The following is a 26,981-nucleotide window of genomic DNA, read 5'->3' on the forward strand; positions in this document are numbered from 1 at the left end:
AAGGAGATGACAAAATGAAATATGAAATCATTTTAGAGCGGGTAAAAGTGGTCAAGTTGTTTAAAGTTCTAAATGCAGTTCCTGATAATTTAGATAAGATTCGAGCAAGGGAATTGTGGCAAGAAACAGATCAAGGTTCAGGATCTGTTATTGCTGTATTAGATAGTGGTGTTCAGGTTGACCACCCGAGTTTAAAGGACAATATTATTGATGGCTATAATTTCACAGATGATGATGAAGGAGACCCTATTATTTATCAAGACTATCTCGGGCATGGTACACATGTAGCTGGAATTATTGCAGCCATTGATAATGGGAGCGGGAGCACAGGTGTAGCACCTAAAAGTAAACTTCTCATTTTAAAAGTAATTAATCATAAGGGACGAGGTAGCTTTGGGAACTTAATTAAGGCGATTATGTATGCAGTTAATTGGACTGGACCTAATGGAGAAAAAGTAAACATTATTAATATGTCACTTGGCAGCCCAGAACCAAATGAAGAATTGCATAAAGCCATAAAATATGCCCGTTCAAAAGGTATAGTATTAGTTGCAGCAGCGGGAAATGAGGGCGATGGAGAAAGCGCAACTATCGAAATATCATACCCTGGTTTTTACAAGGAAGTAATTCAAGTCGGCTCTATATCTGAAACAGACACGCCTTCAAAATTTTCTAATACGAATGTTAACTTAGATTTTGTAGGGCCTGGTGAAAATATATTATCAACGCATTTAAACAGTGATTATGTAGAATTGACTGGAACCTCTATGGCAGCTCCGTTTGTTGCCGGTGCGGCTGCACTTATCATAAAAATAATCAAACATTGTGAACCCCATTTGATTCCAATGTATGTATTTGACTACTTGTTAACTCATGCTCTTTCATTGGATCATTTCTCCATTAATCAGGTAGGGAATGGTTTTATTCAGTTGAAATAATTTGTGGTAACAATGGCAATTTAATTACTCCCTTTAAAAGGTAAACATCAACAATTTCCTTTTAAGAGGAGTATTTTTCTTGTTTTTAGTTCATTGTACTACTCATTACCACTTTTAGTATAATAAACAGTAAGAGCTGTTGATATTTGAAACCTTAGGTATTTAGCAAAAACTTATTTATTGAAAGGATTTGAATAGGGAGATGGATATTCTACTTCCAATAGGAATAGGCTTTTTCGCTAATATGTTAGTATTTGGATTAAGTATGCTTATTAAAAAAGATAAAAGAAAAGCTACAAAGTTAACGCTTGTTTTCTTCGGAATTATTATTCTTCTGTCGTTGATCATTGGTAGTTGGTCAGGAATGGGTTTATTTGTTATAAGCTTAGGCATATTACTCTTATCTATGTGTTTATATTTATATATTTTTATTGAGCGTACCTTCAGACCTATAGAATAATGCTTGTAGTCCGCAGAATGCACGAATACCAGCCACCGCTGTAGTATGTCCTGAGACTCTTGAGGCAACAGGCACTGAGGTATTTATTTGTAAGAGCTTTGATCTAAAATGACGGCAGCACTCTTTTTAAAAGTACTGCCGTGTGACTTACCTGTTTATCTGCATACCATATATGTAAGAACAAATATGTAGATGGGGGGATTTTATGGAACTGATCTTGACCATTTTTCTCATGCTAGATATTCCCTACAATTACTTTCACCATTCATTCCCCATTACGATTGAATACTTGGGGATTCTTGGATTTTGGCTAGCACTCCCTTTATCGGTCATTATTATCTTGCTAAGTATATGGTTACTTATAAAGGAAGTGGGCATTGTTAGCTCATTACTTATTCTTGTTATTACAGGGATTCTTTTCTTCATTGCTTTATTTTCATTGTTCCATTGATACTTATCATAATAAATTGAAGCCTTTGAAGATAGAAACTTCAAAGGCTTTTTAGAAATACAGCACCATATAATCCTCATCAAAATATTGCTGTCCTATTTTTAAGGCGTTTCGCTCTGTTCCAAAAACGTGAAAGCCTAACGATGTGTATAATCCTTTTGCTGATTCATTGGAAGATACAACTGTTAAATTAATTTGCTCGATGTCTACTAGTGTCTTTGCTTGATTGATGACCTCTACCATTAGTTGTTTTCCTATGCCCAACCCTCGCTTTTTTGGAGAAACATAAACGGCAAAAATGCTCGCTTTATGCTTAAGCTTCACTTTATTTGCTTGCACCAATGTCGTCACACCGAGTAAATCCTCCTGGTCAAATGCCCCAAATGTAAATGTTCCTTGTCCTTCGAGCCTACTTGCAAACGACTCAAGCGACAAATTCTTTTCTTCCTCGAAGCTAGAGCCAAAAGCTTCTGGATTTGTTTGCAATCCCTCTAATCTTAAATCTCTATATACCTCAGCATCTGCTGCTGTTAATTGTCTAATTTCCATGCCTTTCCCTCCCATCGTACTTTTCCTATTTATCGGCCATAACGATTAGCATTTGATGTACTTTTCCTATAACAATCCTTAAAATGGAAATAAAGGAGCTGAAAATCTATGAAATCTACTAGTATGGCGAAACATTTTCTTACCTTAGAGGAGCAACGAGCACACTATCTACCAGCTATACATATGCTTCCACAGGAGGAACTATGGCAGCAAGGACATGAAGGAAAATGGTCCATCGGTGAACACTTTTATCACCTCTATTTGATTCTCAAAATGTTACATACAGCAACCAAATATTCTTTCTTCCTCACACCTTTTGCCAAAATGCGAAGAAACAAGCCCTTCGCTACTGAAATACATGATATTTATGAAGAATATCAATCTAAAAAAGGACAAGGAATGCGAGCACCAGGTATTTTAGTTCCATCTAAGAAAATACGCTTTGCCTTAAATAGTTATGATATCGAGCAATTACTTATCAACGAGACACTTGCTTTGCAAAAATTAGTAAAAGATATAGACGAGGATGTTGCCGGACACATTATCTTTCCAGACCCCATTGCGCATTATCCTAATCTAATTCAAGCTATTCAGTTGTTGGCTATTCATGAGAGACATCATTTTAATATTATGAAAGGGTTAAAATTATATTGAAAGGTACAATTAATGAAGTCAAATAGAGCCAATTTGATTTTATGTCCATCAAAACTGGCTCTGGATTTTTCCGTATAGTAACTTTGTCATGGAAAAATTTCATTAGGAAACGCTACGATCTCTTTGCTCTACAACAACACTTAAAATTCCAAACAATAACAGTAATAAGACGCCCATTAACGTAATATTTGACCATTGTAACCTTGTATCAAAAAGCTGAAAAAAGAAGGTACATACAGGAATAAAGCACAGTGACATCATGACTAGAAATACTTCACAATATTGAATACCCTTCTGTAATAAATACATTGGAATCAAAACGCCGATGACTGTCATCAGTAAAATCCAGCCAATGTTTTCAAGTAAATAAGTAAACATGACATCATATGTAGCGATAAATGATAGCAAAATGATACCATAAAATCTTTTTGCTAAAATCATTGAGCTTGTCCATCCTAATTGACTCAGCTGCTTAGAATAGACTGTACATAATACAGCACCAAGTCCACACAATATGCTTGCCCCGACTCCTAAAATACTTGATTGGTCCCATGTTTGTACAGCCGATTTCCCTGTAAAAATAGCACCAATTAGTAATAAACTAGCTGCAAATATGCCAATTGCAATACCCCACTGTGCATTTATCACTCGTTTTTTCTGCTGTATTGCAAGTAGCAATGCAAATAATGGGCCTAGTCCCATTTCAAGAGAGCTCACTATCGCAGGTTCAATATATTTTAATGCAAAGTAAAACCCCATAAAGGCTAATATTGAAGCACCGTTTAACTTCCATAACGATGATCGTGCCTCTTTCCAGCAAGGCTCTACCTTTTGCTTACTTGTGATTAATTGAAAGAAGACAGTCGTGAGAAAAAACTAATGCCTGTGAAAAGAAATGGATGCACCGCTTGTACACGGTTCGAGTAGTACACTTGGCTAATAGACGTTAAAATGGCTGACAATAGTAAACTTATTACCCCTATTGCATATAGATTACGTTTATTTTCAACTATCATTCCCATAGATTTCCCCCTGATAGGATGTCTACTCGTATGTTTACTATTGCGTCGCTAGAGTAAACTTCTTTACTAGTTTCTCCAAACTGTCCTCTACATGGTGACAGTCGACGAAGAATACCTTCACTTCGGTACTTTGGTCACCTTCATTTGTGTTGAAGTAGATTTCTTTCATTTGTTCAACTTCAGTATTCAATGGATAGATGAGCCAAATTTCTTTAGCGTGATATTTTTTAGCGTAAGCATACATTTGATACATATCTGCCTGTGTAATTCCATAGTTATTGTGTGGCGTATTACTTAGCATTTTCCATTTTGTATCTAAAACAATTTTGCCAGCGCCATTAGTTAACACTATATCTGGTCGTAATGCAAATTTTCCTTGAAATAAATGATAGCCTTTATCCTGTAATTGCACATGCCATGCTGAATTACTTAGTAGCTTTTTCAGATGAAAGCCAATATAAGACTCAAAAACTTTTTCCATTGGGAATAATAATGCTTTTCCAAATGAATTTCCCGAAAAAGTTGTAAAGCTTTCATCATTTAAAAAAATGTTAGACCATTGCATAATCGTTTCATAATCTTTTGAGTTACGATCAATCTTTACCTTTGAAAAGTCTTTGCTGTAGTTTTTTGATTGCTCTATGAGTTCAAAGTGTACGAGCAGTTTACGAATTTCGTTTATATTGTCATTACTTGTTGATTGTTTTAGCAGTTTAAGTAATGTAGCCTTGATTAAGCGATTTTCGGCCCGATTCATCCCAAACTCGTCGTAGCGTGTATAGAAACGTTCTCTATGAACAAGGTTATATTTTAATTGCTGTGAAAATACCATTTTACCTTTGTATACATTTAAGTTATCTTCCATCGCATAATAGGATGATTTAAGCCCCTTTTTAATCAGTTTTTGCACTTCTTGAATGTACAATCGAATGAAAATTTCCAATAATGTCATACGATCTGTCCGAAGACCAGTCTCATTAAAGGTTTTGCTAGGAAATTCTTGTAGCGATTTAAGCATTTTCAAAAATGTTTTTTTAGGGTCAATGGCTGTTTTCCCATATATTTTTGGCAAAATCTGAATTTGTGTACCATTCTTCAATTGCACAATACCAACATAATTTTTTGCACGAATGACCTTTCCAACATGGCGCTTTGTGGAAACAGAGAAAAAATCGTATGCATCAACATCTTCCATTTCATTGCAGTGCAAAATCATATTTTCAAGTTGCTCGAAAGAATCCTTGTCTAAGTATATATACTCATCTTTAAAAGCTTTATTGCATGTCAGAATATCATATTCCTTCATTTCAATTAACCTCTTCATTCTCGACCCTTCCATATATCCTGATATAGCTTGATGGTTCCTCGAATGCACTTGCTTGAAGATGGTATTTTGTTTCTGGGAGGTCTATATCAATGTCTCGACCAAATAATCCTTTTATACTTAATTTCTCATCCAAAATAAATCGATATTGCTGTGGTTTTAAATGATCTCCTAACACTAACTGAATCTTACTATAATCTTCATAAAAATATTCTTGGAGAAGTGGAATAATCGCATTCTTAAAAATAGTAGCTAGATTTTCTAATGAATTGTCTTCTTTTAAACTCATAAAGTAGGCATGGCCAATAGTATGTTCACGATCATATAGCGCTTCAATACGAGCGTTCATGACTTCCATTAGACGTTGAATATGGATATTCCCAACTTTTATATCAGCTACTGCATTCAAATTTGGCAGCATTTCAATAAAATCAAAGCGTCTTCTAAGTGCTGTATCCATCAGGGCAATCGAACGATCGGCTGTATTCATAGTTCCCAGTAAATAGACATTTTGAGGTACGCCAAAATCCTTTTTAGAATAGGGAAGCTTTACATGCATTTCTTCTTGCGCCCCAATTCGTTTTGTCGGCTCAATTAATGTAATAAGTTCACCAAAAATCTTCGATATATTGCCTCGATTAATTTCATCGATAATAAAGACATAATTATTAGTGTTTTCTTCCACATCGATTTGATCATTTTGCGAGTATTTTAAAATTAAATTATTTACATCATTAATCGATAGTCTCCAAAGCTCATAAATGGTTTGCTGCACTAAGTTCGTTTTGCCATTTAGCTCATAAATATTTTCATAGATATCCGTGGCAATCCATTCTACTTCTCGACTCCTTTTAAAATCTTCCTCGGCCTCTAACCATTCTGGCTCTCCCGTGATAATGCCAATTGCATCAATATGCTTTTGATCACCTAAAGAAAAGACAATATCTCCAACACTCATTCCCTCATAGAAATAGTACAAGGTATCTGAAGGATAGTCCCCATCCTCAATAAAGTCAGTACCTTCCTCATCCCAGCCTATACGAATTTGATTGTCCTTAAAGCATTCTTCTTTCAGCCAATTATTCCCACTACCTCCTAGAGAAATCTTCCAAACTTTTTTATTTCCTTCCATCACCTGATTATGAGCAGTTAATTTTAATTGCTGCGCTTGCTCACAAAATTCTTTAAACACCCCTGATTCAATTTTGTATTGAATGCTCTCTTCTGCTTCATCGTTTAAAACAGGCTTGATTCCCTCAATAAACTCTTCATATCCATATGATTGATGAAAAGTAACGAATCGAATCTGACCTTGCTTTTTATACGCAAGATAACGTTCAAAAACGTCTTGATACGCTTCTGCACAAATCGCCATAAATTCTTTATTCTCAATAATGCTAACCGCGTAGTTCACCGTATTATACGTTTTCCCTGTTCCTGGTGGACCGTACAGGATTGTATTGATATTACATTGACTCATTTCTGGGGAATCCTCCTCTAAACTTCATATTTCTAGCAACTCTGATTGGCAAGCTTGTATTGCTTAGGTATCTTCTATCAAGAAATTTATTCCCATCATAATACCATAAATTCATACAAATATTACTAATTATTTTATAAAATTAACCAACTTATCTACTAAGATCATCCTATATTATTTAATTTTTCTCCAACAAAAAAATCCGTAAAGGTCACTATAAAACTGACATTTACGAATTTTTTATTACGCTTACTTTTACTTAAAGACTTATTAACTTTTACATCAGCATGCGTAAAAACTTTTCAAAATGCACGCCTGCCTCACGGGGTACTTGGTCTTTCGATGTGGCTTCAATCGCAGCGGCTAAAAATGTTTCCGCTAGTTTCATTGACTCCATTAAATCTTGTCCACGCATCATGCCGCCCATCATGATGGATGCGAACAGGTCGCCTGTACCTGAATAGCTCTCACCATTATAGTTGCGGATACTATGAAAAGACCGCTCAGAATCGAAAAACATATTCCCAACATAACGCTTGTCCGCATCTGCTGCTGGTGGATTCAGACCAGTAATAATGACGTTTGATCCGGTTGCTTGCTGTAGCTGCTGACCTGCCTCTTCAAGGGCATGAATATAATCTAATTCATTTTGATAGCTCTGTAGCCTCTCATAGGATAAACCTGTAAGTAAGCAACATTCCGTAACATTTGGCGTAATAATGTCCGCACACTTTACTAACGCTCTCATACGATCAAGCAATTCGCCCGTAAACATTTTATAGACTTCACCATGATCACCCATCACTGGATCAACAAGCAATGTCGTCTTCTTTGAGTGAAACACGTCTAAAAAGCGAAATATATTATCGATTTGCTCCTTACCTGTAACAAAGCCTGTGTGAATACCATCAAAGGTAGCTCCAAGCTTGCTCCACTCATCTATAAAAGAGTCCATCTTTGATGTTAAATCTTCGCAATAAAAGCTCGAATACCCCGTTTGTGCCGTTAAAATAGCTGTAGGTAGTGGCACAGCCTGTACACCCATCACAGACAGCACAGGCATCGCAGCCGTTAACGAGCACTTTCCAAAGGACGACATATCTTGAATTACCGCAACTTTTTTCATCATTCATTCCACCTAACTCATCCTGCTTTTACTCTCCTCATCGTATCACAATTAGATAAATGCGAAAATAACCTCAAACTGACCCTTAACTTTTTTATAAAATTGACACTTTTACAACAGTCAGTCCTTTGCTAAAGTAAAAATCATCAAAATATTCATCATAGTGAGGAAGAGACAAATGCAAAATATACAACGGCCAACATCCTATACAAAATCACGCACTAAAACATTTGATTTAGTCATTACAGCAATATTAGCAGCACTTGTTTTTGTTGCTACAATGTTTATCAATCTTAAGCTACCGATCGGGCAAGGTGGACTTATCCACTTAGGAACATCCATGCTGTTTATTTCTGCTATTTTATTCGGACCTAAAAAAGGTGCACTTGCTGGAGCCATTGGAATGGGCTTATTCGATATCGTAGGTGGCTGGTTAATTTGGGCACCCACGACTATTATTTCACGCGCATTACAAGGCTTCATTGTCGGTAAAATTGCTTGGTCAAAAGGACATAAAGGTGATAATCTTGGGCTGAATATTTTAGGAGCAGTAGTATCAATGCCCGTGATGATTGCTGTTTACTATGTTGGGCAAGCCATTATGTTCAACAGCTGGATTGCCCCGATGGCATCCATTCCAGGAGACGTCATTCAAAACATCGTAGGTTTAGTTATCGCTATCCCAGTATGTGTTGTACTGAAAAAAACACCATACTTCAAAAAGAATTTTTAATGGAAGTACGCCATCTTGCTGTTTTACACAGTACAGATGGCGTTTTTTATGGTGTGCTATGCAGAAACAATGAATTTCAAGATAAAGCGAAACTAGCCTTGATTTTTTTCATACTATAGGGTGGAGGTGTAAAAATGCCAAGAGTAAAATACCGTGATGCAGACGTTGCTTTAATGGCAAGGATGATGAGAGCAGAAGCTGAGGGTGAAGGAAAACAAGGCATGCTTTACGTGGGCAATGTCATTGTCAATCGTGCAGTAGCATCTTGTTTAGACTTCAACGATGTTAGAACGATTGAGCAGGTTATTTACCAGGTTCAAGGTGGGAACTATTCTTTCGAAGCCGTTCAAAAAGGCAATATGTTTTACCAACGAGCGAGAGAAACGGAAAAAAGATTAGCGAAACAGAACTTAGATTTCTGGCGAGATCATCCAGCAAAATACGCACTTTGGTACTTCAATCCATATGCCCCATGTCCCCCAACATGGTACGGCCAGCCGTTTACAGGGCAATTTAAAAATCATTGCTTCTATGAACCCGCTCCAGATACTTGTGCTAGTGTATATATGGGATAGTTAGTTCATCGTTGTAAAGGGAATACCTCAATTGCAGGTATTCCCTTTATTCTCCTATTATTTAGCATGGCTTAATCCATTACTTTTAAAAGCTTTTCCTTAAACATTATCACACCAATCAAGCCAATTATAGAAAATATAACAGGCGAAATGAAGCCGTAGTAGTACCCATCACTTACATTACCTGTGGCAGCTTGAAAGTAATCTAAAATATAGCCAAAAATAATGGGCAACAATGCAGCACTTAGAAAGCCACCTGTATTGGCAAACCCAGAAACAATGCCCGATTCAGTTAGAGGGAAAGTTTGACGAACTGCCGCAAAGGTTAAAGCACTTGCGCCATAGCCAAAGCCAATGAGAAAGAATAGGACGATGAGCATGAAAAATGTAGGATGTCCTTTCAATAAAAGAAATGAAAACCAGCTCAATAAAACTGTAATATGAACAACAATATATGGTTTTTTAATCGTTCCTAGCCAGCCGGCAATCCAACTCATTAAAGGAGCTCCTATAAGCGCCCCGACTAATCCAATCATAATCAGCTGACTAGCCTCTGATCGTGACATCTCATACATATTGATCCCATATGGTACTGCCCACGAACTGATAAAACCAACATAACCTCCAACAACGCCAAAATGACAAAAAAATAAAGCCCATGCTTGCCTGCTTGAAAATATTCTTCGTAATAATATGGAGCTTTTTTCACGTTGTATTTCTTCAGTTATGCTTATGGGTTCCTTTGAAAAGATACGTTTCGTGTTTTTTATAAGCACAAAATAAAGAAGTACACCACATAAGCATAATAATAATCCCGTTGAAAAAAAGGTGATTCGCCAACCTAATAAAAGGATCAATGTAGCAAAAGGTACTGTCGCCAATAAGAAGCCTAAGCTTCCAGTCATTCCTGCAAAGCCAATTAATCGGACAAACTCCTTTTTATGAAACCATTGTGCCAAAATAAGCACCATATTCACCCATATGGTCGCATCTCCTACGCCAGTAAGCATTCTAGAAAAGAATAGGACAACTTCATGTGTACCTAGACTGTAAAGAATGGTTCCTATTCCTGTAAGGGTGGCACCGATGATGAGGAAAAAGTTTGGCCCAAATCGATCAGCTAAAATCCCCATCGGAATTTGCAAACTCGTGTACACAAAAAATTGGATACTCGTCAATAACCCGATTGTCGATGCCGTTACCCCAAAATCCTTCATCAATTGATCTGTAATTAACCCTGGAGCAGTTCGCTGACTTGCCATTAACAAATAAGTAAACAATACAGCAACAAACACAATCCATCTGTACTTATGTTGTTGTTTGTCCAATAATCACTACTCCTATTAGCTTTTATTTTATGTATATGAGTTTAAGGTCAGGATGAAGACCTGCTTTTGAGGAAGCTTCAAAATTACGACAGAAAGAAAACGCACCTAGTCTATACTAAGTGCGTTCATGCTATATTATACTGCTGGTTGAGGCTGTTCACTGACATGTATTACTGGCTTACGGTCTTTCCAAGGCATTGCTTCTTCTAATTGTCTACCTAGCTGTAATAACGTTAATTCATCTGCAAATTTACCTGTCATTTGTAGACCAATTGGTAAGCCTGATTTACTTTCTGCTAAAGGCAATGATAAGGATGGCTGACCTGTAGCATTAAATAAATTTGTAAACGGTGCATACGTGAAAATTTGCTCCGTCCATTCAACAGCTGAAATGTTAGGATTGTTCGCATTTAATTCACCAATTTTAGCAGGAAGCGTGCCAATTGTTGGACTCAATAAAATGTCATAGTCTTCAAAGAAGCCTGCAACTTGACGTGAAACGACTGCATTTGTATGAATAGCTTCCAATAAATCAGCCGCCTTTAACTGTCCACCATATTCATAGCATTTCCAAATAGCTGCTTCAATATTGTCTGGAGAAACTGCTTTACCAGTCCCTGCTGCGGCACCCTTAATCATTTGATAAATATTCGCTGTCCAAATATCAACCGTCGCCTTTGTAAATGATGCTTGTTCATATTTCGGACGCGCTTCTACTACTTCGTGTCCTAGGTCTTTTAAAACTTGGGCTGTTTTATGAACTGCTTCTATACATTCCGGATCGACAAATGCCCCAGAATTTGCTTCAGTTGTCCAAGCAATTTTTAGAGGGCGCACTTTTTCTTGGATAAGTTGTCCGTACGGTGCATGCGTTACTTCTAATTTGGAATAGCTCCCTAAATCAGGACCTGCTACTTGATCCAGTAGCACCGCTGTATCACGAATTGTACGAGTCACAGCGAACTCAATGGCAATACCATTTAAAGGCTCGCTATTGAATGGACCAGCTGGAACTCTTCCTCGTGTAGGTTTCAATCCAACTAGCCCACTACAGGAAGCGGGAATACGAATAGAACCACCGCCATCATTGGCATGAGCGATTGGCACAATACCACTCGCAACAGCTGCTGCTGATCCACCACTCGAACCACCTGGACTATGATTTAAATTCCATGGATTGCGCGTTGCACCATAAATAACCGCTTCAGTAGCTGCATTATAGCCAAACTCAGGTGTTGTCGTAGTACCTGCTAAAATCAAGCCAGCCTTTCTAAAACGCGCCATTAATTCACTATCGACCGGAATAATCGTATTATCCCCTATACGACTCCCCATACTATGCGGTACTCCCTCTGCATGTAACACAAGCTCTTTAATTAAAAATGGAACACCTGCAAACGGAGCATTTTCATCAACCTTCTCAATTGCTTTGTCAGCCTGCTCTTCTAACACACTAACGACCGCATTAATGGATGGATTTACTTTTTTTATTCCTTCTAACGCTAGCTCCTTTAACTCCTGTGGTGTTACTTCCTTTGATTTTACTAACTCTGCCAACCCAATACCGTCATATGATGCATACTCTTGTAAATTCATATCATCACCTCGTATAGTAGTAATCTTGCAATTACAATGTACTGAATATTCTAAAATTAAGATATTACCCGAAAGGATAATTCTGTTTTAAGTAGAATATAAATGCATAATAGAGAAACGAGGTGTTTTCATGTTTTTGGAAAATGATTTAGAAAACATTCTTAAAGCGAGCTATCATATTTCGAATATGAATGTGAAACAAAGTAATGAGAGTTTTAAACATGAACTATTGCATACATTAAGTCAGCATCTCGGCTATCACCATATGTTATTTTGGGAAATATCGAATAATGAATTAAATGCTCCTGTGCTTTTAAATATAGAGGGTCATACGATTAATGATTATTTACAAATATATCAAAAATTTGATCCATTACACCCTCAAAATATAGGTACACAGCATTCCATTCAACTAATGAATAGGAATGAAGTTATGTGTGTGCAAAAACAAACCCACTATAAAGAAGTTTTTTTAAAAGAAAATCGCTATGAAGATGAAATGGCGATGTATTTGAGGGTAGACAATAAGCTCGTAGCGGTTATTGGCTTTTTAAGGAAAACAGGAGAAAAGTTATTTAATGAAAAAGATATTTTAAAATTAGTGTATTTGAAAAGAAATATCGAAAACATGTATTCCCTTCATCACTATTCACAGCCCTCCATCCTATTTAAAATGACGGAACGAGAAAGAGAAGTTTTAAACTTTGTTTTCAAAGGCTTGAAAAATGGAGAAATCGCCCAGCAATTATTCATCAGTGAAAATACGATTAAAAAACATCTTCAAAACCTATATAGAAAGTTTCAAGTAACCAATCGCACCCAGCTACTAGCAAAGTGTTTGAAGTATATTGATCATGTTTAGTAGGTTCCTCCAAAGAATAATTTCTTGTTCGATACCCATATATTGTGACATTGAACTCTTCTACAAACTGGAGCCTTATAAATATGATTTGTCATTTGAACTATAGGGGTATCTACAATATTTTCTAAATTGACATTATAAAAGAGACATTTCCAAGATCGAAATGTCTCTTTTCTATCATGTTTGATATTTATTTATCATAGATGTTCATTAGCTACACTTTTATTTTGTTTTGGCAGTTTCAATAATCCATTTAGCTAAATTGTCTATTTGTCCTTCTACTGCAATTGGGTCTCTAAACCATGACTCACTTTCCGTCCACAAGTATACTTTTCCATCTCGAATTGCAGGCAAGTTACCCCAAATCGGATCAGCCTGTAGTTCCTCCAACGTTGATTTTGTTGTTAAAACCAAATAATCTCCAGTATATTCAGGAAGCATTTCTAGCGAAAACTCGTAAAATGATTCAGCTAGCATATGTTCTGGAACCGTTGAGGGTGGATTCGCACCTAATATTTCATACATAATTCGACCGCCGCGTCCAGACTTTGATCCGAATAAGAATACCTTTCCATCATACTCCTGCATGATGGAAACTGTCTCTCCCTCACCAAGTGCAGCTTGAACTTCATCACGTAATTTACCTGTGCGACTCTCAAAATCGGTAATCCATTGTTCAGCTACATCCTTTTTGTCTAATAAATCACCGAAATAACGCATTTCCTCCTGAATCGTTTCAAAGCTATTATAAGGCATAGCCACTGTTGGTGCGATGAGTGAATATTTATCCACTGTTTCCTCTTTATTAATATTTGTGATGATTAAATCTGGTTTCAATTCAACCAGTGCTTCTAGCGAATCGCCTACATCCGTTACACCATCAAGCATCCCTTCTAAATACGGGCTTTCCATCAATAAAAAATCAGATGCAACTGGTTGGACGTCAAGTGCCAACACGGTTCCTAAATAGGCAGGTGCTGCTATACGTTGTGGTTGTATAGGCACTTCTACATCTCCGAGTGCCGTCTTAATTGTTCGCATTTGGATGTTGGCAGGTGCCTCTGACTTTACTTGATTCGATTTTGTTGCACCACTATTTCCGTTAGCCCCTTCTGATGATGTTCCACATCCTGATGCGACCATAGTCAGACACAATAGTGCCATCGCTAATAGATTCTTCTTTCTAATTGCCATATCATTTCCTCCATCCAACATTAATTGATAATGAATATCATTACCATTTAAATGATACATTGCTGGATGTGGTGCAACAATGGACAGATTTGACCTATTCATTGTATCTTTCGAACCTATATACTGATATTGCTTGCGGTATTCTCCTGGAGTTATGCCTGTTTGTTTCTTAAACATACGGTTAAAATAGACCGTGTCTGGATAACCAACATAAGCAGCTACTTCCTGTAGCGTCGCTTCGGTATCACACAGCAATTTTCGCGCCAAGTCTATGCGTAATCGAATCGTATAATCAAGTGGACTGCATCCCATCTGCTCTTTGAATTTCCTCGAAACGTACTGTGGAGTGTAATTCATTTGCTGGGCCAACTGCTCCATAGAAATCATACCACGATAATTTTTTGCGATATAGCGGACAACTTGTTCTGTTAGAGATGGGGCGTGAGCATGCTCCAGCCGCTCCTGTAACGTTGCATGTACGAAACGGATGAATTCCCCCTTGGCCTTCAGTTTTCTCAATTCATGGACATCCTTCATGTTTTTCTCTTTGTCTATCTGCCCATTGTCTATTTGTTGCCAGTCGGTAAGCATTGTTTCTAGCATCTCCAGTATAACGAGCGGTTCGGATGGTGACACTGCCCAGCTTTGCATAAATGGATTGTCTGTTTGCATCATCATATGAAACTCCCGCAATGCTGAAGCGGGTAAAGAAGCATTGTATAAAATCATGTAGGTGTCAAGAAAGTCAGTGGATTGAACCGTTATCCGCTGCCCCTTGCCGATATGTATTAAATGAAATCGTTCGGATAGCCATACTTCATCGTTTGTCCACAGTTCAGCATGGCCATTTGCCACAAACATAAACATGCTTGCTGGTGTTACATAATCACAAATCACATCGCCGCGCCCTATTCGTTTTATCCGAATGTCGAGTACACGAATGTCAACTTGATTCCACAATTGAATTTGTTCACCTATATTCATAATAAAACCACGTAACGACTACTATCTACCCTATCCATTAGATTGCTCCTTCCCATGCATATTACAATTGAAATTATTTGTGATAATCATTCTCATTTTGATTTTTGTTTCAAGATATGTCAAGGACAGTCAAATCATTTCTGACTAGATGAAGAATTCCAATTAAGGACGTAGCTTGTTACACCGTTGTGTGTAATTTATTTATGGTTTCAAATAGCTTAAAACAGTCTCTATTTTTTCTCAGCAGGAAATTTTCCCATAGAAAAAACTGCATCATCAATTGGTAGAGTGTGTCTAACAATTGGTGATGCAGTTCTGATTTTGACTCTAACTATAGGGGTATAGATCCCATTCTTTTACTTATTACTTTGCACTTTATACACTTTACTATCAAGCTGTCTATTTATTGCCTGCTGTAAAAATTGTGTTGCGGTAAACAATTTTTCTTCATCAATATTCGTTTGCACGCCTAAACGATGTAGGAAATTTACTAAATCATTCGTTGACACATTGCCGCTTGCACCAGGGGCATAGGGGCACCCCCCCAAACCACCAATAGCACTGTCGTATTTTGTAATCCCGAGTTCAAGTGCTGCAAAAATATTCGCTAAAGCACGGCCATACGTATCATGAAAATGAAGGGCAAACAAATCATGGTCGTATCGAGTGAGCAGCTCTGATAAAATAGCCTTTACTTGTACAGGGTCTGCTACACCAATTGTATCACCAAGTGAAATTTCAGAAACGCCCATTTCTAGATAGGCATCAATGATTTCCTTCACTGTTTGAAGCTTTACTTCGTCACCAAACGGACTGCCAAATACAGTTGAAATATAGCCTCTTAACGATATACCTTCACGATTTGCTACTTCAGCTACAGCTTTTAAGTTTTGCAAAGATTGGCTGATTGAAGCGTTTACATTACTTTGATTATGCTCCTCAGAAGCAGAAATAAATAAAGCAATTTCATCAACCTTTTGTTGGATGGCCCCTTCTATCCCTTTCAAATTGGGCACAAGAGCTGCATACGTTATTTTTTCATGACGTGTGATTTGCTCGAATACTTCATGATGATCGGCTAAAGCCGGTATCCACTTTGGACTAACAAAAGAGGATACCTCGATATGGCGGACACCTGTTTCACTTATTAAGTTAATCCATTGCACCTTCAAATCAGTTGGAATAAAAATTTTCTCATTTTGTAAGCCGTCACGCGGACCTACTTCTCTTATTTCCACTGCTTTTGGTAAGTTCATCAAGATACACTTCCTTTAATTAAATGCCGAACAGTTGTAGCATAATCCAACTTGATGCGTAGAATACCATGAATTGCACACCGGCTCCTACACCTAAAATTCGATTTAATAAACCACCAACAGTTGCGACTGTAAATGTTAACACTACTCCTAGCAATTGCGCCTCGTTATAGGCAAGCAAGAATGCTAAACCGATGAACATCGCTACGATTGCTTCCTGGCTAATATATTTCAATACTAATACAGACGCTTTACGTGCATAATTCATCGCAAATGGATAAGCAATTAAAGCAGCTACACTAATACCGATTAACCCAAAAATGAAAAAATCCCATGAAGACATTAGCGTGTGTAAGTTGTTTACTGGATCTACTGTAAAAATCGGTGGTGCATTAAATAAAGGTGATGCCGGTCCAAGTGCAACTGGACTTAACGGAATACCGAATGCAATTAATGGAATAATCGCTTCAGCAATATAAGTCGATTCCGTTACACCATTCATTACAGTAAGACTCGTTGTTGATTTTTTATAGGCACCTTTTGTGCGAGAGCCTACAATTTCCCCCATCAATGACGTCATCCCGACAGGACTGAAGACAAATGTGAGGGAGGAAAGAAACGTTGTAATACTCGTAAAAATGGTCTGCCTTTTCGATAAAATTTTAAATGGATTTGGAAAATAGCCTTTCCATGATTTCGTTTCAGGAGCAAGATTATATTGATTTGGCTTACTACGTGCTAGATCATTTTTAGCAACCGAAGATGCCGCCATTAAAATATTACAAAACATTGGTCCAATGGCAATTCCTAAAAAGAATGTAATGCTTAAATGTTTATCCAGCATCGCAAAGCTAACGCTATCTAAAGCTTTAATGAAAAACGCAAATGGGATAATGATTAAAATACTTGCCCATTTTCCTTTTGAAAAGAACGCGATTAAAATAGCGGCAAGTGTAAAAATGATGCCTGATGAAGATTTAAAAAAGTCGGCAAATTGACCTAAAAACTGACCTAAAAGTACTGCGGTTGGTAGGGCGATAAATGCACCGATAACGCCGCCTGAAATCATTTTACGTAGTGCCACGTGCGGCATCCCTAAACGGCGTAATGTATTGGCATGGTCAATTAAAGGTACAGCTGTTGTGTCCCCAGGAATACCTAATAACGCAGTTGGTACAGCATGTGTTAAGTGCTTAGCTAACACGCCCGCCATGAAAAAGGCGAATACCCCTTCAGGAGGCGCTCCCAGCAAAATAACTAACAGCGTAATTGGTACCATAATCGCTGTTTCATCTGTACCTGAAATAAGCCCAATAACAGTAAAGATAGCTGCGCCTAGAAGGGCAAATAAAAGAGCTATTAAATAAATACTCATTTTTTATCCGCTCCTTTCAAGCCTTGTAAGCTAGAAAGAATACCAAAATCCTCGAGCTCTTTTTTTGTCACCGGATCTTCCTCGATTAAGCGTATTTCCTCGTCTATATCAATTTGTAAATCTTCAAATGCTTCCTTTAAAGAATGACTGGATGCTTCATCTTCTACTAAAATACGTTTTGGTTTAAAAAGAATCGTATTGATAGCAACAACAATCAGAATACCTGCAATGCCTGTTAACAATGAATACGAGTTAATCATTTGAGGGTCTGCAAACTTCGGAAAAACCCACTGGCCAAACTGATAGCCTAAAAAGCTTGCGGCAACGCTTAAAATAATTGAAAGAATTAACTGATTACCAGAAACTGTGTCACCTAAAATTTCAATAAACTTTTTTTCCTCTACATTTTTTTGCTCATTGTATGGAGTATTCGCCATGTTTTATTCACCTCGCAGAGAGTTTGTAATCTCTAAAACACGATCATAACGGAAATCTTTCTCTTCTACCGCCTGCTGCACAACACGATCAATAATATCGCCTGTTGCCCCAGCCATTACAGCCAAGTTTTTCGCATGCAGACGCATATGACCAGATTGAATACCCTCTGCTGAAAGTGCGCGTAAGCTTGCTAGATTTTCTACTAATCCAACTGCGACAATGTAGCTGGCTAGCTCCTCTGCAGATTGCACATCCATAATTTTTAGCGCTGCTTTTGCAACTGGATGAGTCTTCGTAGCCCCTCCCACAATACCAACAGCTAATGGCAATTCCAACGTACCAACAAGATTGCCTGCTTTATTTAGCTCCCACGTTGTTAAAGAACGATATCTACCAGAACGAGCAGCATAGGCATGAGCACCAGCCTCAACAGCACGTGTATCGTTACCCGATGCCAATACTGCGGCTGTGATACCATTCATAACCCCTTTATTATGTGTAGCAGCCCGATACGGGTCAGCATCCGCAAATTCGTAAGCACTTACAATATTTTTGGCAATTTCTATACCGCCAAGCATTTCTGTTGAGAATTCACCACGCGCACGGACAATACGCTTATCTGCTAAATTTGAAATAATTCGTAGCACAACTCGTCCATTTGTAATCCGTTCGATTAATGGTGACACAGATTCCGCCATTGTATTGACAGCGTTTGCCCCCATTGCATCCTTCGTATCTACGATTAAATGGACGACAACCATTGTTTCTTTTGCTGTGTCGATTAAGTGTACTTCTATATCCTTCACTCCACCGCCTAACTTGACTAACGTTGGATCTTTTTCATTACAATGCTCGATGATCTCATTTTTATGTTCAAAAATTTTCGCCCTCGCTGCATGAGGGTCCTCAACATTTAATACCTGAATCTGTCCACGCATAACTGTTCCCGAGCTGGAAGTAAAAATACCCCCTAACTCATATGCTGCACGTGCCGCATTACTAGCCGCAGCGATTACTGACGGCTCTTCCGTAGCCATCGGAATAAATACCTCTTTGCCATTCACCTTAAAGTTGGCCGCTACCCCTAGAGGCACTGAAATATGTCCAATAACATTTTCAACCATTGCATCTGCAAGCTCTAATGAAATTCCACTTTTTAAAGCTTCAACTTCCTCGTTGGTTAAATTTGATTTTTCAGCGATTAACTTAATTCGCTCTTCTACTGAAAGTAAATAAAATCCTTTAATTCGTGAAGTCATCCCTATACCCCCAAAAATAAAAAAGTGTAATATAATTCAACTTAGTTGAATAACATTACACCAATTGTAAATTGTCTGAATAGTATTGTAAACAAGAAATTTGTATTTTCGATAATATTTACGTTTAAAGGAAAGATTTAATCCTCAACATAAATCGTTAATACCTTTGAGTTTTCCGCAGAATTGTTAATAAAGATATGCTCCTTTTTCCCAGAAAAATACGCAGAATCCCCCTCTTCTAAATTGTAAAATTTATGATCGTATTTCAAGACGATACTACCCGAAATGACATAAATAAATTCATCATTATCATGTGTATAAGTGGCTAAATTTTCCGCTCCATTATGTACAGTAACAATAGAAGGATTGATATTGCTCATATAACTCTTATTCGCTAACAGCTCATATTGATAGCCAAGTTCATTCGTTTCAACAGTCTCATTGCGCTCTTTTTTCGAGACAATCGAAATGCCATCAAATTGATCCTGGATAACAAACCAAGCCATTGGCACATCAAATATTTCTGCAATCTTGGACAATGTCACCAGACTCGGTGTCGCTTTGCCATTTTCTATTTTTGAAATATGACTTTTCGTTAAATTAATCTGCGAAGCTAGATCATCCTGAGACATTTTATTTTTCTTCCGCATCTGCTTTATTTTTACTCCAACTTCTAGTAAGTTCATCTATTCCAGTCCCCTCAATCATTTCGTTTTTTACAATAACTATACTATATTTTTAAATGATGGATAGAAAAATACGGAGACTATAACCCCCTTTTCATTTTGGTCTGTTCAACTAAATACAAAAGGGTGTGCTGAAAGTTTCGCTACTTTTAGCACACCCTTATACCATTATAGTGATGACATTCACATCTTCTTAGTCTGTATACTCCCAATCATAATTTTCGTCATTGTTGCATCATGCTCCATAATGAATACTTTTGGTAAGCAGTAATCAGCTTATATTGTAGTTCTTGGAGATAAAACGTAAACACCTTATTTTTTCGCTCATTCTAATGCGCTATCAAGCTGATTGAGCATGGTATAGTCTAGTGAAGTAGCTAAGTTTTGCAGTAGTGCGAGTGCAAAAAGAAGTGAACATAGCTATTTTGGTAATAAATCTTCAACTTTTATTGTCCATCTTACCTTTGGATTGATAGATAAATTAACCATTACATTTTATTCACCGTTAGCAATATGTGAATATTCTCTTTTCAATCCTTCTTTACAATAGTTATATTACCAATTACTATTAGCATCATAATAATTCCTTTAACTATACAACCTTACCATCCATTCATTTCGTAAGCCTCATTATAATCTTATTTTACTTTATTTATTTCTCTCAACAATCATCGCGTGACTTCCAAGTTCTTTATAGCTTTGGAAAAACTTATCGGCATTATGTGAGACTCTTCCTTTTAGCGGATTCATCACATGAACGGTATTATTGAGCTCATTATAGCCAACTAGCACAACAGCATGGAGATTAATCGGTGCTTTAAAATATTCCTTTGTATCACTGAAATACCAAGAAGACGATACTTTTGGCGTACTTAAATCCAAGGTCACCCAAATGACTACTGGAACATTATGATTAATTTTCTCATAGAAAAACTCTTTTTCCTTGCCACTTACATCAGTTGCTGTGTATTTAGTCGTTCTTCCGACGAAAAATTTTTCTGCAGAAGCAACAATGGGAGGTGCATAAGAAAAGAAGCCTGTCCCTAAACGAGGGTCACCTGCATAGGCTTTATAAGGATTCGGACCGTATCTTTTATTATTCTGATAGGTAAATGATTCCTTCGGTAAATAATTATTTGCCATTTCCATTTTGTTTGTTGAAAATCCATAATAGTTTAAAACAGCTGTTAAAGAGGTTATTTCACAGCCATTTGGCAATTCTGGATTTTGCTTAACAATTGGAACCGTTATGTACATTTTATTTAGCTTGGGTTCTTCTGCAGGAGCTTGTGCTTTTGGCGGCTCTGGTGCTACACGATACGTTTCATCTAATACCCTCGCCATCATCACGGCAAATTCTGCTCTTGTTAAAAAGCGTTCTGGTTGAAACGTCCCATCCGCAAAACCAAAAACAATTTCATTTTTCACTAATGCCTGAATAGACGAATACGCCCAATCGTTCGTTGTAACATCCTTAAATTGAAGTGAAGAAAGACCACTTAATTCAAAAGCTCTTGTTAGAATTGATGACATTTCTGCCCTTGTCACAAATACGTTCGGTTTAAATTCTTGCCCCTTTATAACATCATCAAAAACCCCTTCAGCCATGACCGCAGAAATGATATCGAAATGAGCATCTTCATTTTTTACATCAACCAACTGTGGGTCAGGTCGATCGATTACACTGTATCCCTTCGCTCTCGTAACCATTAACGCAATTTGTAATCGCGTTAATTTATCATTAGGTGCAAAACTCCCATCTGGATTTCCCTGAATAATATTTTGTTGAGATAAGTATTGGATTTCCTTTGCTGCCCAATGCTTTTGATCCACATCTTTAAAAATCATTTCAGCTGCATAAACATTCGATGCAAAGTAAAGATTATTAATCGCAATAGTTAAAACAACCATTAGTAATAGTAACTTTTTCCTCATATAACGCTCCTCTGTTTTCAAAAATAATCATATTTATACTAAATTACAATAATTATATTTTCTACATAAGAGGATTTTGTATCATAATAGGAGCTTAGTAAAAAAGGGGGGGATTTTGTAAAAAATTCACTGAATTTGTCTATAGTTTGAACACACCAAGTCTACACTAAGTAAATTCATGCTATATTTTACTGCTGGTTGAGGTTGTTCAATCTAGTTGACTCGTTCTCACCTTTGCAATTGAGGTGGATTAATTCATTTTACTTCATTCATAAATTCTCTAAAGCTTTTAATGATTTCTTTTGCTTTAGTAGGATATAAATAATGATTCCCTTCTAATGTCATCACTTTCCCATGTATTAAATCTTTTATTTGTTCTTCCAATGAGAGTGTCTTCCCTATGACAACAAATAAAAAATGCTAGGGCGAGACAAGAAATGTCAAAATCAATTAAAGAGGAATGGATATTTGATGACAGGTTTTCTGTCACCGAATCTACAATTTGAAAAATTCTACCGTTAATATCAAAGAAAAACATAGGGAGATTTTAGTCTTCCTATGTTTTCATTCAATTATTAATCTGTTTGTTCTTGCTTCTTTTTCAAATACTCCGCACGTATTTTCTCAAGTTGCTGCTTTTTATCAAATTTGGCTGGCTTGTGTTTTTCATGATACTTTGCCACAGCCACCTTACCTTTAGTATCCAATTGATATTTCCCCACTTCGGTTCACCTACTTTTCCTGCCTTTAAAGAAATCTATTCAACAAATATAGTATACCTTATTTGCTTATGTAAACCTTTTTCCTATATTGGTGTACTGCTTAACCTTAATTTCAGTAAAGGCTTAGTAAATCATTCATTGCCAAATGTATTTAACATATCTGTATCCGCACTCATTTCAGATGATGATACCTTTATTCTTATTTACCGCTACAATATTGCTCATTTTTATGTATGGAGACGGCACTCTGTTAGCAATACCCAAATACATGTCTTCAATAAACCTAACGATTTTACTTGTAACCGCCTCTTTTTCCTCTTTTGTTCTTGTCTTAGTTATTAGTTTCTTCTTATTTAATGCTGCTCTAAAATCCACCAGTTTGTGAACAGAAGGATGATTGAATTTAAAGTATATATCAATCTGTGTTTCTTTATCATTTATTTTCGTTGCCTTAATATGGTCTATTAATTGCTCAAAAATTGAAACCATAACCTCGAATTTTAAGTGGTTGTAATAAATTTCTTCAAATAGCCATTCGCCTTTAATTTGCTTAATATTTCTAGGAAACTTCATGTCTTCTTGCAATGGGTCTCCATAATCTTCGATTAAATACTCAAGTTCTTTTCTTGCTTTTCTGTTTTTAGTTAGTTTTTCATTGTACTCTTCAAAAAGTTCTTCGTCTTCGTCTGGATCTAGTTTACCTATCCATTTGAAAATATTATCGTGCTCTCTTTTTAATGCTTTTATTTCCTTTTGGTATCCATAAAGTTTTTGATTTAAGACACGGTTTTCCTCATTTTTAGTTGCCAGATACTTGTCTATTTCTTCAATTAATGAATCTGTTGATAGATATTTACATAATTCTTGCCACACCATGAAGTCTAGTTTTGCCATGTTTAGGTTGTTTGAACACTTTCTTCCGCGCGGAAGGCTACTATTTGAAGGACAAGTGAAATAGTAATTAACAGTTCCGCTACGCTTGCTTGTTGTTCTGTTCGCTGTATAAGTCTTCCCACAATTTCCACACTTAATAAAGCCCGTTAAAAGGTATTTACCCTTTCCACGATAGTCTCTATCTTCGTTTATGTTATTTCCTCTGTTTGTGTTCTTCGCTTTTGACTTTATTATTTCCTGAACTCTAACAAAATCTTCTTCCGAAATTATAGTTTCATGCTCGCCCTCTTTAGCGAAAATCCATTCCTCTTTCGGCTTAACTGTTCCTGCTTTTTGGAAGGACTGAGACTTATTCCATACTCGCGTGTAGTAGTTTTCGTTTTTCAGAATCGTCATGATATTCGCATGTTTCCAAAATGCAATGCCCGGTGCTTTAATTTCGTTTAGGTGATTCGCTATCGCTGTATAACCATAACCGTCTAAATACATTTTGAAAATAAGCCTAATTGTAGGTGCTGTTTCTTCGTCAACTACATAATATTTTTCAGATTTCTTTTCTGTTATTTTTACTTCTTTAAGTTTATAACCAATAGGAACTTTACCACCAGTATATAATCCTTTTCGTGCTAAATCTTCGTGTATCTTCCTTACTTCCATACTTAAATTCATACTGTAAAACTGGTCCAACGCTTGGAATATAGCGTCTATCAATTGTTCCATTGGGTCGTCAGATGCCCCACGGAAACCGGGCTGATCTATATAAATTATTTCCACATTATACTTTACACATAACCTTTTTAGAAAGGCTCTTTCGTTTGAATCACGTCCTAAACGGTCAGATTTTGTAACCAAAATATAATCAATTTTTAGGTGTTTTATAGCATGTAAAAGTTGTATCATACCTTTTCTTTTTAAATTTATTCCTGTGTTTCCTTGTTCGTATTCTATTAATTTATTGTCGGAATACCCACTGATTCCAGCGTCTTCATAAACGTCTTCGAGTTCAAACTCCTGATCGTTTGCATACTGTATAATTTTCTGATGTTGATGATTAAGACTATGTCCTTCCTCTGCTTGTCTGCTACTGCTTACACGAACATATCCTACCGCGCGTTTACCTTTATTCACAGGAAAAAACCTCCTTTTATAATAGGATTATAAGGAGATTATAAAGGATATAAAAAAGGATTGATAGTCTAATAGCAAGACCGTCAATCCTTCCTTATAATTATCTTAAAAATATCTTATAACCAAATTTGAACGAAGTCCAAATAGTCTTTCTAAAAGGAGCATCAGGACATTTCTTAGAGGAAGGACTAGCAACTGCTATTCTTTCCTGTATTTGTCCGTCCTCCTGTGTATATAGCCTTTGTCTTTTGTTAATATGCTTATTATAGGACTCAATTGATTTTTGATTAATAGCATAGCCTATAATACTTCTAATATCGAAGCCTTTAATAAACATATCAAAATATTCTTTCGTAAGTAGATTGTCTTTAATTATTATTTCGTCAACTTGCTCATTTTTTAACTCCATTTCTAGAATGTTGCTTTCAAAGTAGATATTTGTGCAAATCGAAAGATTTGTGGAAGATAGGTTTTCGAAAGTTCTGCAAGCAACAACCTTATTTCGACTTATATAGTCCATTAATTGGTTTTCGTAGTCTTTAAATTTAGGATTAGTTCTTAATTCAATAATCCTTTTCTTTTCTTTTTCGACCTTCTTTTCTATTTCTTTAAGGATTGCTTCCAGTGAAAGTTTAGTATTTGCAGAAGCGGTAGATACCTTTTTTATTACATTTTTTCGTTTAAACTCACCTTCTGATGAATGTATTAGTTCATGAAAAATATCACCCATTTTAAACTTCTTGAAATTAAGAATTCCACCTTCTGAATCAATAAAGCATTCGCTTGCTATACTTGCCATTAGGCTTGTATTGCTATATATATATACTTTGTTATCGAAATAATCTTTAAATAGTGTGAAGCCTGTACTACCCTGATTTATAGCCAACTTCAACTGGTGAGTGTCTATAATTAGAAAATCATTAGGATCACCATTGATCACCTTTTGATTCGTTATAGCCATCTTTACTCTTTTCGGAATCTTTGTTTCGTAGTTCCCAGCGTACTTTAGGGATATAGGAATTTCTATTTTTTCCTTATTACCCATTACTTTAAAATTAACCCTTAAAACTAGATCTGATTTAGTCTTTGCTTCCCAATGCGCGGTCTCTGTAATCTCTTCAGAATCAGAAACTGCACCAGTAGTAACTTGTATATCTAAATCACAATCATTTACTACTTGGTATATTAAATCAAACACCTCTTTTTCAAACTTATTCTTCTTACTTCTTTCTTGAACAAATGTCATATAATCAACCCCTTTCGTGATATGACCTGTATATCTACAGTTAATCAACCGAAAGTCATTTCCTTTATTTATTATTAGGTCTTTGTAATCATTTTTATCAACCATTGGTAGTTAAAATACGAGAACTTCTTGAAAAATAAGTTTGAAATAAATAAAAAAAATAATAAATAAAAAAAGAGGAAGTAGAAAGTTATATAGAAATGTATACATGTAAAACAAAACAAACTAAAGACGAAAAGGAGTTGTTGACAAATGTTAACAAGAAAGCACTCAGGGCAGAAGTATGGAACTACTGAAAACGGAATAGAAGTAGAATTACCAATGGAACAAAAGAAAGTAGAAGTAGAATCAGCAAAAGACAGAGTGGAGTTCGCACTAAGATACTCTAAAAATGTTATTCCTGCAGGTGTTTACAATGTATTCCTGCAAAGCCTAACAACAATAACAGAAGCAATTGAGGAATTGAACGAAATTGCAGAAGAGGAAGGACTGCCTAATGACTTTTTACAAACAATTGCAGATCTGAGAATTGATTTTGAAAACGTAGTATGCACACTTCAAAAAATAGAACATAAAGAAAAGGACTATAAGTTAGCACATAAACAAACAATTAAAGAATTGAGCCAAATATTCTTTAGCGCATATAGTCATGCAATGTCTATATGGTAAAAATAAAAGACTTCCTATAAATAGGAGGTCTTTTATTTATTGGCGCCAAATATGTTCTCCTATATAATTGTAAGTAAGAAGATAAGTGTAGGAGGAA

The 26,981-nt window shown here is 36.4% G+C and carries 26 protein-coding genes; 7 read left to right on the plus strand and 19 right to left on the minus strand.

Annotated features, from left to right (window positions below):
• Positions 1 to 14 precede the first annotated feature (14 nt).
• Positions 15 to 938 carry a S8 family peptidase gene (locus MHB65_RS19760; protein WP_342441449.1) on the plus strand — a complete coding sequence of 308 codons (924 nt, stop codon included), beginning with the start codon at positions 15 to 17 and terminating at the stop codon, positions 936 to 938.
• Positions 939 to 1,603: 665 nt separating this feature from the next.
• Positions 1,604 to 1,849 (plus strand): hypothetical protein, encoded by a 246-nt coding sequence (locus tag MHB65_RS19765; protein WP_342441450.1) that lies wholly within the window; start codon positions 1,604 to 1,606, stop codon positions 1,847 to 1,849.
• Positions 1,850 to 1,900: 51 nt separating this feature from the next.
• Here MHB65_RS19765 and MHB65_RS19770 read toward each other — a convergent pair whose 3' ends face one another.
• Complete coding sequence (locus MHB65_RS19770) at positions 1,901 to 2,398, minus strand: GNAT family N-acetyltransferase (RefSeq protein ID WP_342441451.1); 498 nt, start codon at positions 2,396 to 2,398, stop codon at positions 1,901 to 1,903.
• 108 nt (positions 2,399 to 2,506) lie between these two features.
• On the opposite strand from MHB65_RS19770, the gene MHB65_RS19775 reads away from it, so the two are divergent.
• Positions 2,507 to 3,052 carry a DinB family protein gene (locus MHB65_RS19775; protein WP_342441452.1) on the plus strand — a complete coding sequence of 182 codons (546 nt, stop codon included), beginning with the start codon at positions 2,507 to 2,509 and terminating at the stop codon, positions 3,050 to 3,052.
• A gap of 102 nt (positions 3,053 to 3,154) precedes the next feature.
• Here the strand turns inward: MHB65_RS19775 and MHB65_RS19780 are convergent, their stop codons facing one another.
• The 5 genes from MHB65_RS19780 to MHB65_RS19800 all read right to left on the minus strand — a co-directional run bounded on the left by MHB65_RS19780 (position 3,155) and on the right by MHB65_RS19800 (position 8,004).
• Entirely contained in the window at positions 3,155 to 3,754 is a 600-nt protein-coding gene (locus MHB65_RS19780) for a hypothetical protein (protein ID WP_342441453.1), read from the minus strand.
• Between the two features lie 143 nt (positions 3,755 to 3,897).
• On the minus strand, positions 3,898 to 4,074 hold the full coding sequence (locus MHB65_RS19785) for a hypothetical protein (protein WP_342441454.1): 177 nt from the start codon (positions 4,072 to 4,074) through the stop codon (positions 3,898 to 3,900).
• Between the two features lie 37 nt (positions 4,075 to 4,111).
• Complete coding sequence (locus tag MHB65_RS19790) at positions 4,112 to 5,398, minus strand: McrC family protein (protein WP_342441455.1); 1,287 nt, start codon at positions 5,396 to 5,398, stop codon at positions 4,112 to 4,114.
• Positions 5,382 to 6,878 (minus strand): AAA family ATPase, encoded by a 1,497-nt coding sequence (locus MHB65_RS19795; RefSeq protein ID WP_342441456.1) that lies wholly within the window; start codon positions 6,876 to 6,878, stop codon positions 5,382 to 5,384. Before MHB65_RS19795 ends, MHB65_RS19790 begins: the two co-directional genes overlap by 17 nt.
• A 277-nt stretch (positions 6,879 to 7,155) precedes the next feature.
• The gene (locus MHB65_RS19800) at positions 7,156 to 8,004 is read right to left on the minus strand and encodes a pyridoxamine kinase (RefSeq protein ID WP_342443771.1); all 849 of its coding nucleotides are present in this window, start codon (positions 8,002 to 8,004) and stop codon (positions 7,156 to 7,158) included.
• Positions 8,005 to 8,182: 178 nt separating this feature from the next.
• On the opposite strand from MHB65_RS19800, the gene MHB65_RS19805 reads away from it, so the two are divergent.
• Positions 8,183 to 8,737 carry an ECF transporter S component gene (locus MHB65_RS19805; RefSeq protein WP_036078698.1) on the plus strand — a complete coding sequence of 185 codons (555 nt, stop codon included), beginning with the start codon at positions 8,183 to 8,185 and terminating at the stop codon, positions 8,735 to 8,737.
• A gap of 134 nt (positions 8,738 to 8,871) precedes the next feature.
• Positions 8,872 to 9,312, plus strand: a complete 441-nt coding sequence (locus MHB65_RS19810; protein WP_205445351.1) for a cell wall hydrolase — start codon at positions 8,872 to 8,874, stop codon at positions 9,310 to 9,312.
• A gap of 71 nt (positions 9,313 to 9,383) precedes the next feature.
• Here the strand turns inward: MHB65_RS19810 and MHB65_RS19815 are convergent, their stop codons facing one another.
• A complete protein-coding gene (locus MHB65_RS19815; RefSeq protein WP_342441457.1) occupies positions 9,384 to 10,640 on the minus strand; it encodes an MFS transporter in 1,257 nt (418 codons plus the stop codon).
• A 135-nt stretch (positions 10,641 to 10,775) separates the two neighbouring features.
• Positions 10,776 to 12,236, minus strand: coding sequence for an amidase (locus MHB65_RS19820; protein ID WP_342441458.1), 1,461 nt, complete (start codon positions 12,234 to 12,236; stop codon positions 10,776 to 10,778).
• Between the two features lie 130 nt (positions 12,237 to 12,366).
• On the opposite strand from MHB65_RS19820, the gene MHB65_RS19825 reads away from it, so the two are divergent.
• Positions 12,367 to 13,098 (plus strand): helix-turn-helix transcriptional regulator, encoded by a 732-nt coding sequence (locus MHB65_RS19825; RefSeq protein WP_342441459.1) that lies wholly within the window; start codon positions 12,367 to 12,369, stop codon positions 13,096 to 13,098.
• A gap of 222 nt (positions 13,099 to 13,320) precedes the next feature.
• On the opposite strand, the gene MHB65_RS19830 is transcribed toward MHB65_RS19825, so the two are convergent.
• From MHB65_RS19830 to MHB65_RS19880, 11 genes are all read right to left on the minus strand, one after another.
• Complete coding sequence (locus MHB65_RS19830) at positions 13,321 to 15,276, minus strand: AraC family transcriptional regulator (protein WP_342441460.1); 1,956 nt, start codon at positions 15,274 to 15,276, stop codon at positions 13,321 to 13,323.
• 356 nt (positions 15,277 to 15,632) lie between these two features.
• Positions 15,633 to 16,532: a hydroxymethylglutaryl-CoA lyase gene (locus tag MHB65_RS19835; protein ID WP_205445359.1), complete on the minus strand. Its 900-nt coding sequence runs from the start codon at positions 16,530 to 16,532 to the stop codon at positions 15,633 to 15,635.
• 19 nt (positions 16,533 to 16,551) lie between these two features.
• On the minus strand, positions 16,552 to 17,907 hold the full coding sequence (locus MHB65_RS19840) for a tripartite tricarboxylate transporter permease (RefSeq protein ID WP_205445360.1): 1,356 nt from the start codon (positions 17,905 to 17,907) through the stop codon (positions 16,552 to 16,554).
• A complete protein-coding gene (locus MHB65_RS19845; protein WP_205445362.1) occupies positions 17,904 to 18,344 on the minus strand; it encodes a hypothetical protein in 441 nt (146 codons plus the stop codon). The genes MHB65_RS19840 and MHB65_RS19845 overlap by 4 nt, the downstream gene beginning before the upstream one ends.
• A gap of 3 nt (positions 18,345 to 18,347) precedes the next feature.
• Entirely contained in the window at positions 18,348 to 19,604 is a 1,257-nt protein-coding gene (locus MHB65_RS19850; RefSeq protein WP_342441461.1) for a hydroxymethylglutaryl-CoA reductase, degradative, read from the minus strand.
• A gap of 137 nt (positions 19,605 to 19,741) precedes the next feature.
• Positions 19,742 to 20,290, minus strand: a complete 549-nt coding sequence (locus tag MHB65_RS19855) for an XRE family transcriptional regulator (protein WP_342441462.1) — start codon at positions 20,288 to 20,290, stop codon at positions 19,742 to 19,744.
• A 648-nt stretch (positions 20,291 to 20,938) separates the two neighbouring features.
• Positions 20,939 to 22,225, minus strand: a complete 1,287-nt coding sequence (locus tag MHB65_RS19860; RefSeq protein ID WP_342441463.1) for an S-layer homology domain-containing protein — start codon at positions 22,223 to 22,225, stop codon at positions 20,939 to 20,941.
• A gap of 255 nt (positions 22,226 to 22,480) precedes the next feature.
• Positions 22,481 to 22,609 (minus strand): hypothetical protein, encoded by a 129-nt coding sequence (locus tag MHB65_RS19865; RefSeq protein WP_342441464.1) that lies wholly within the window; start codon positions 22,607 to 22,609, stop codon positions 22,481 to 22,483.
• A 191-nt stretch (positions 22,610 to 22,800) separates the two neighbouring features.
• Entirely contained in the window at positions 22,801 to 22,947 is a 147-nt protein-coding gene (locus tag MHB65_RS19870; protein ID WP_036122926.1) for a hypothetical protein, read from the minus strand.
• A gap of 177 nt (positions 22,948 to 23,124) precedes the next feature.
• Positions 23,125 to 24,969 (minus strand): recombinase family protein, encoded by a 1,845-nt coding sequence (locus MHB65_RS19875; protein ID WP_342441465.1) that lies wholly within the window; start codon positions 24,967 to 24,969, stop codon positions 23,125 to 23,127.
• Between the two features lie 100 nt (positions 24,970 to 25,069).
• The gene (locus MHB65_RS19880; RefSeq protein ID WP_342441466.1) at positions 25,070 to 26,215 is read right to left on the minus strand and encodes a hypothetical protein; all 1,146 of its coding nucleotides are present in this window, start codon (positions 26,213 to 26,215) and stop codon (positions 25,070 to 25,072) included.
• A 252-nt stretch (positions 26,216 to 26,467) separates the two neighbouring features.
• On the opposite strand from MHB65_RS19880, the gene MHB65_RS19885 reads away from it, so the two are divergent.
• Positions 26,468 to 26,884 carry a hypothetical protein gene (locus MHB65_RS19885; protein ID WP_342441467.1) on the plus strand — a complete coding sequence of 139 codons (417 nt, stop codon included), beginning with the start codon at positions 26,468 to 26,470 and terminating at the stop codon, positions 26,882 to 26,884.
• Positions 26,885 to 26,981: the final 97 nt, after the last annotated feature.

Origin of the sequence: Lysinibacillus sp. FSL K6-0075, from assembly GCF_038592945.1 — a bacterium.
GTDB classification, from domain to species: domain Bacteria; phylum Bacillota; class Bacilli; order Bacillales_A; family Planococcaceae; genus Lysinibacillus; species Lysinibacillus fusiformis_F.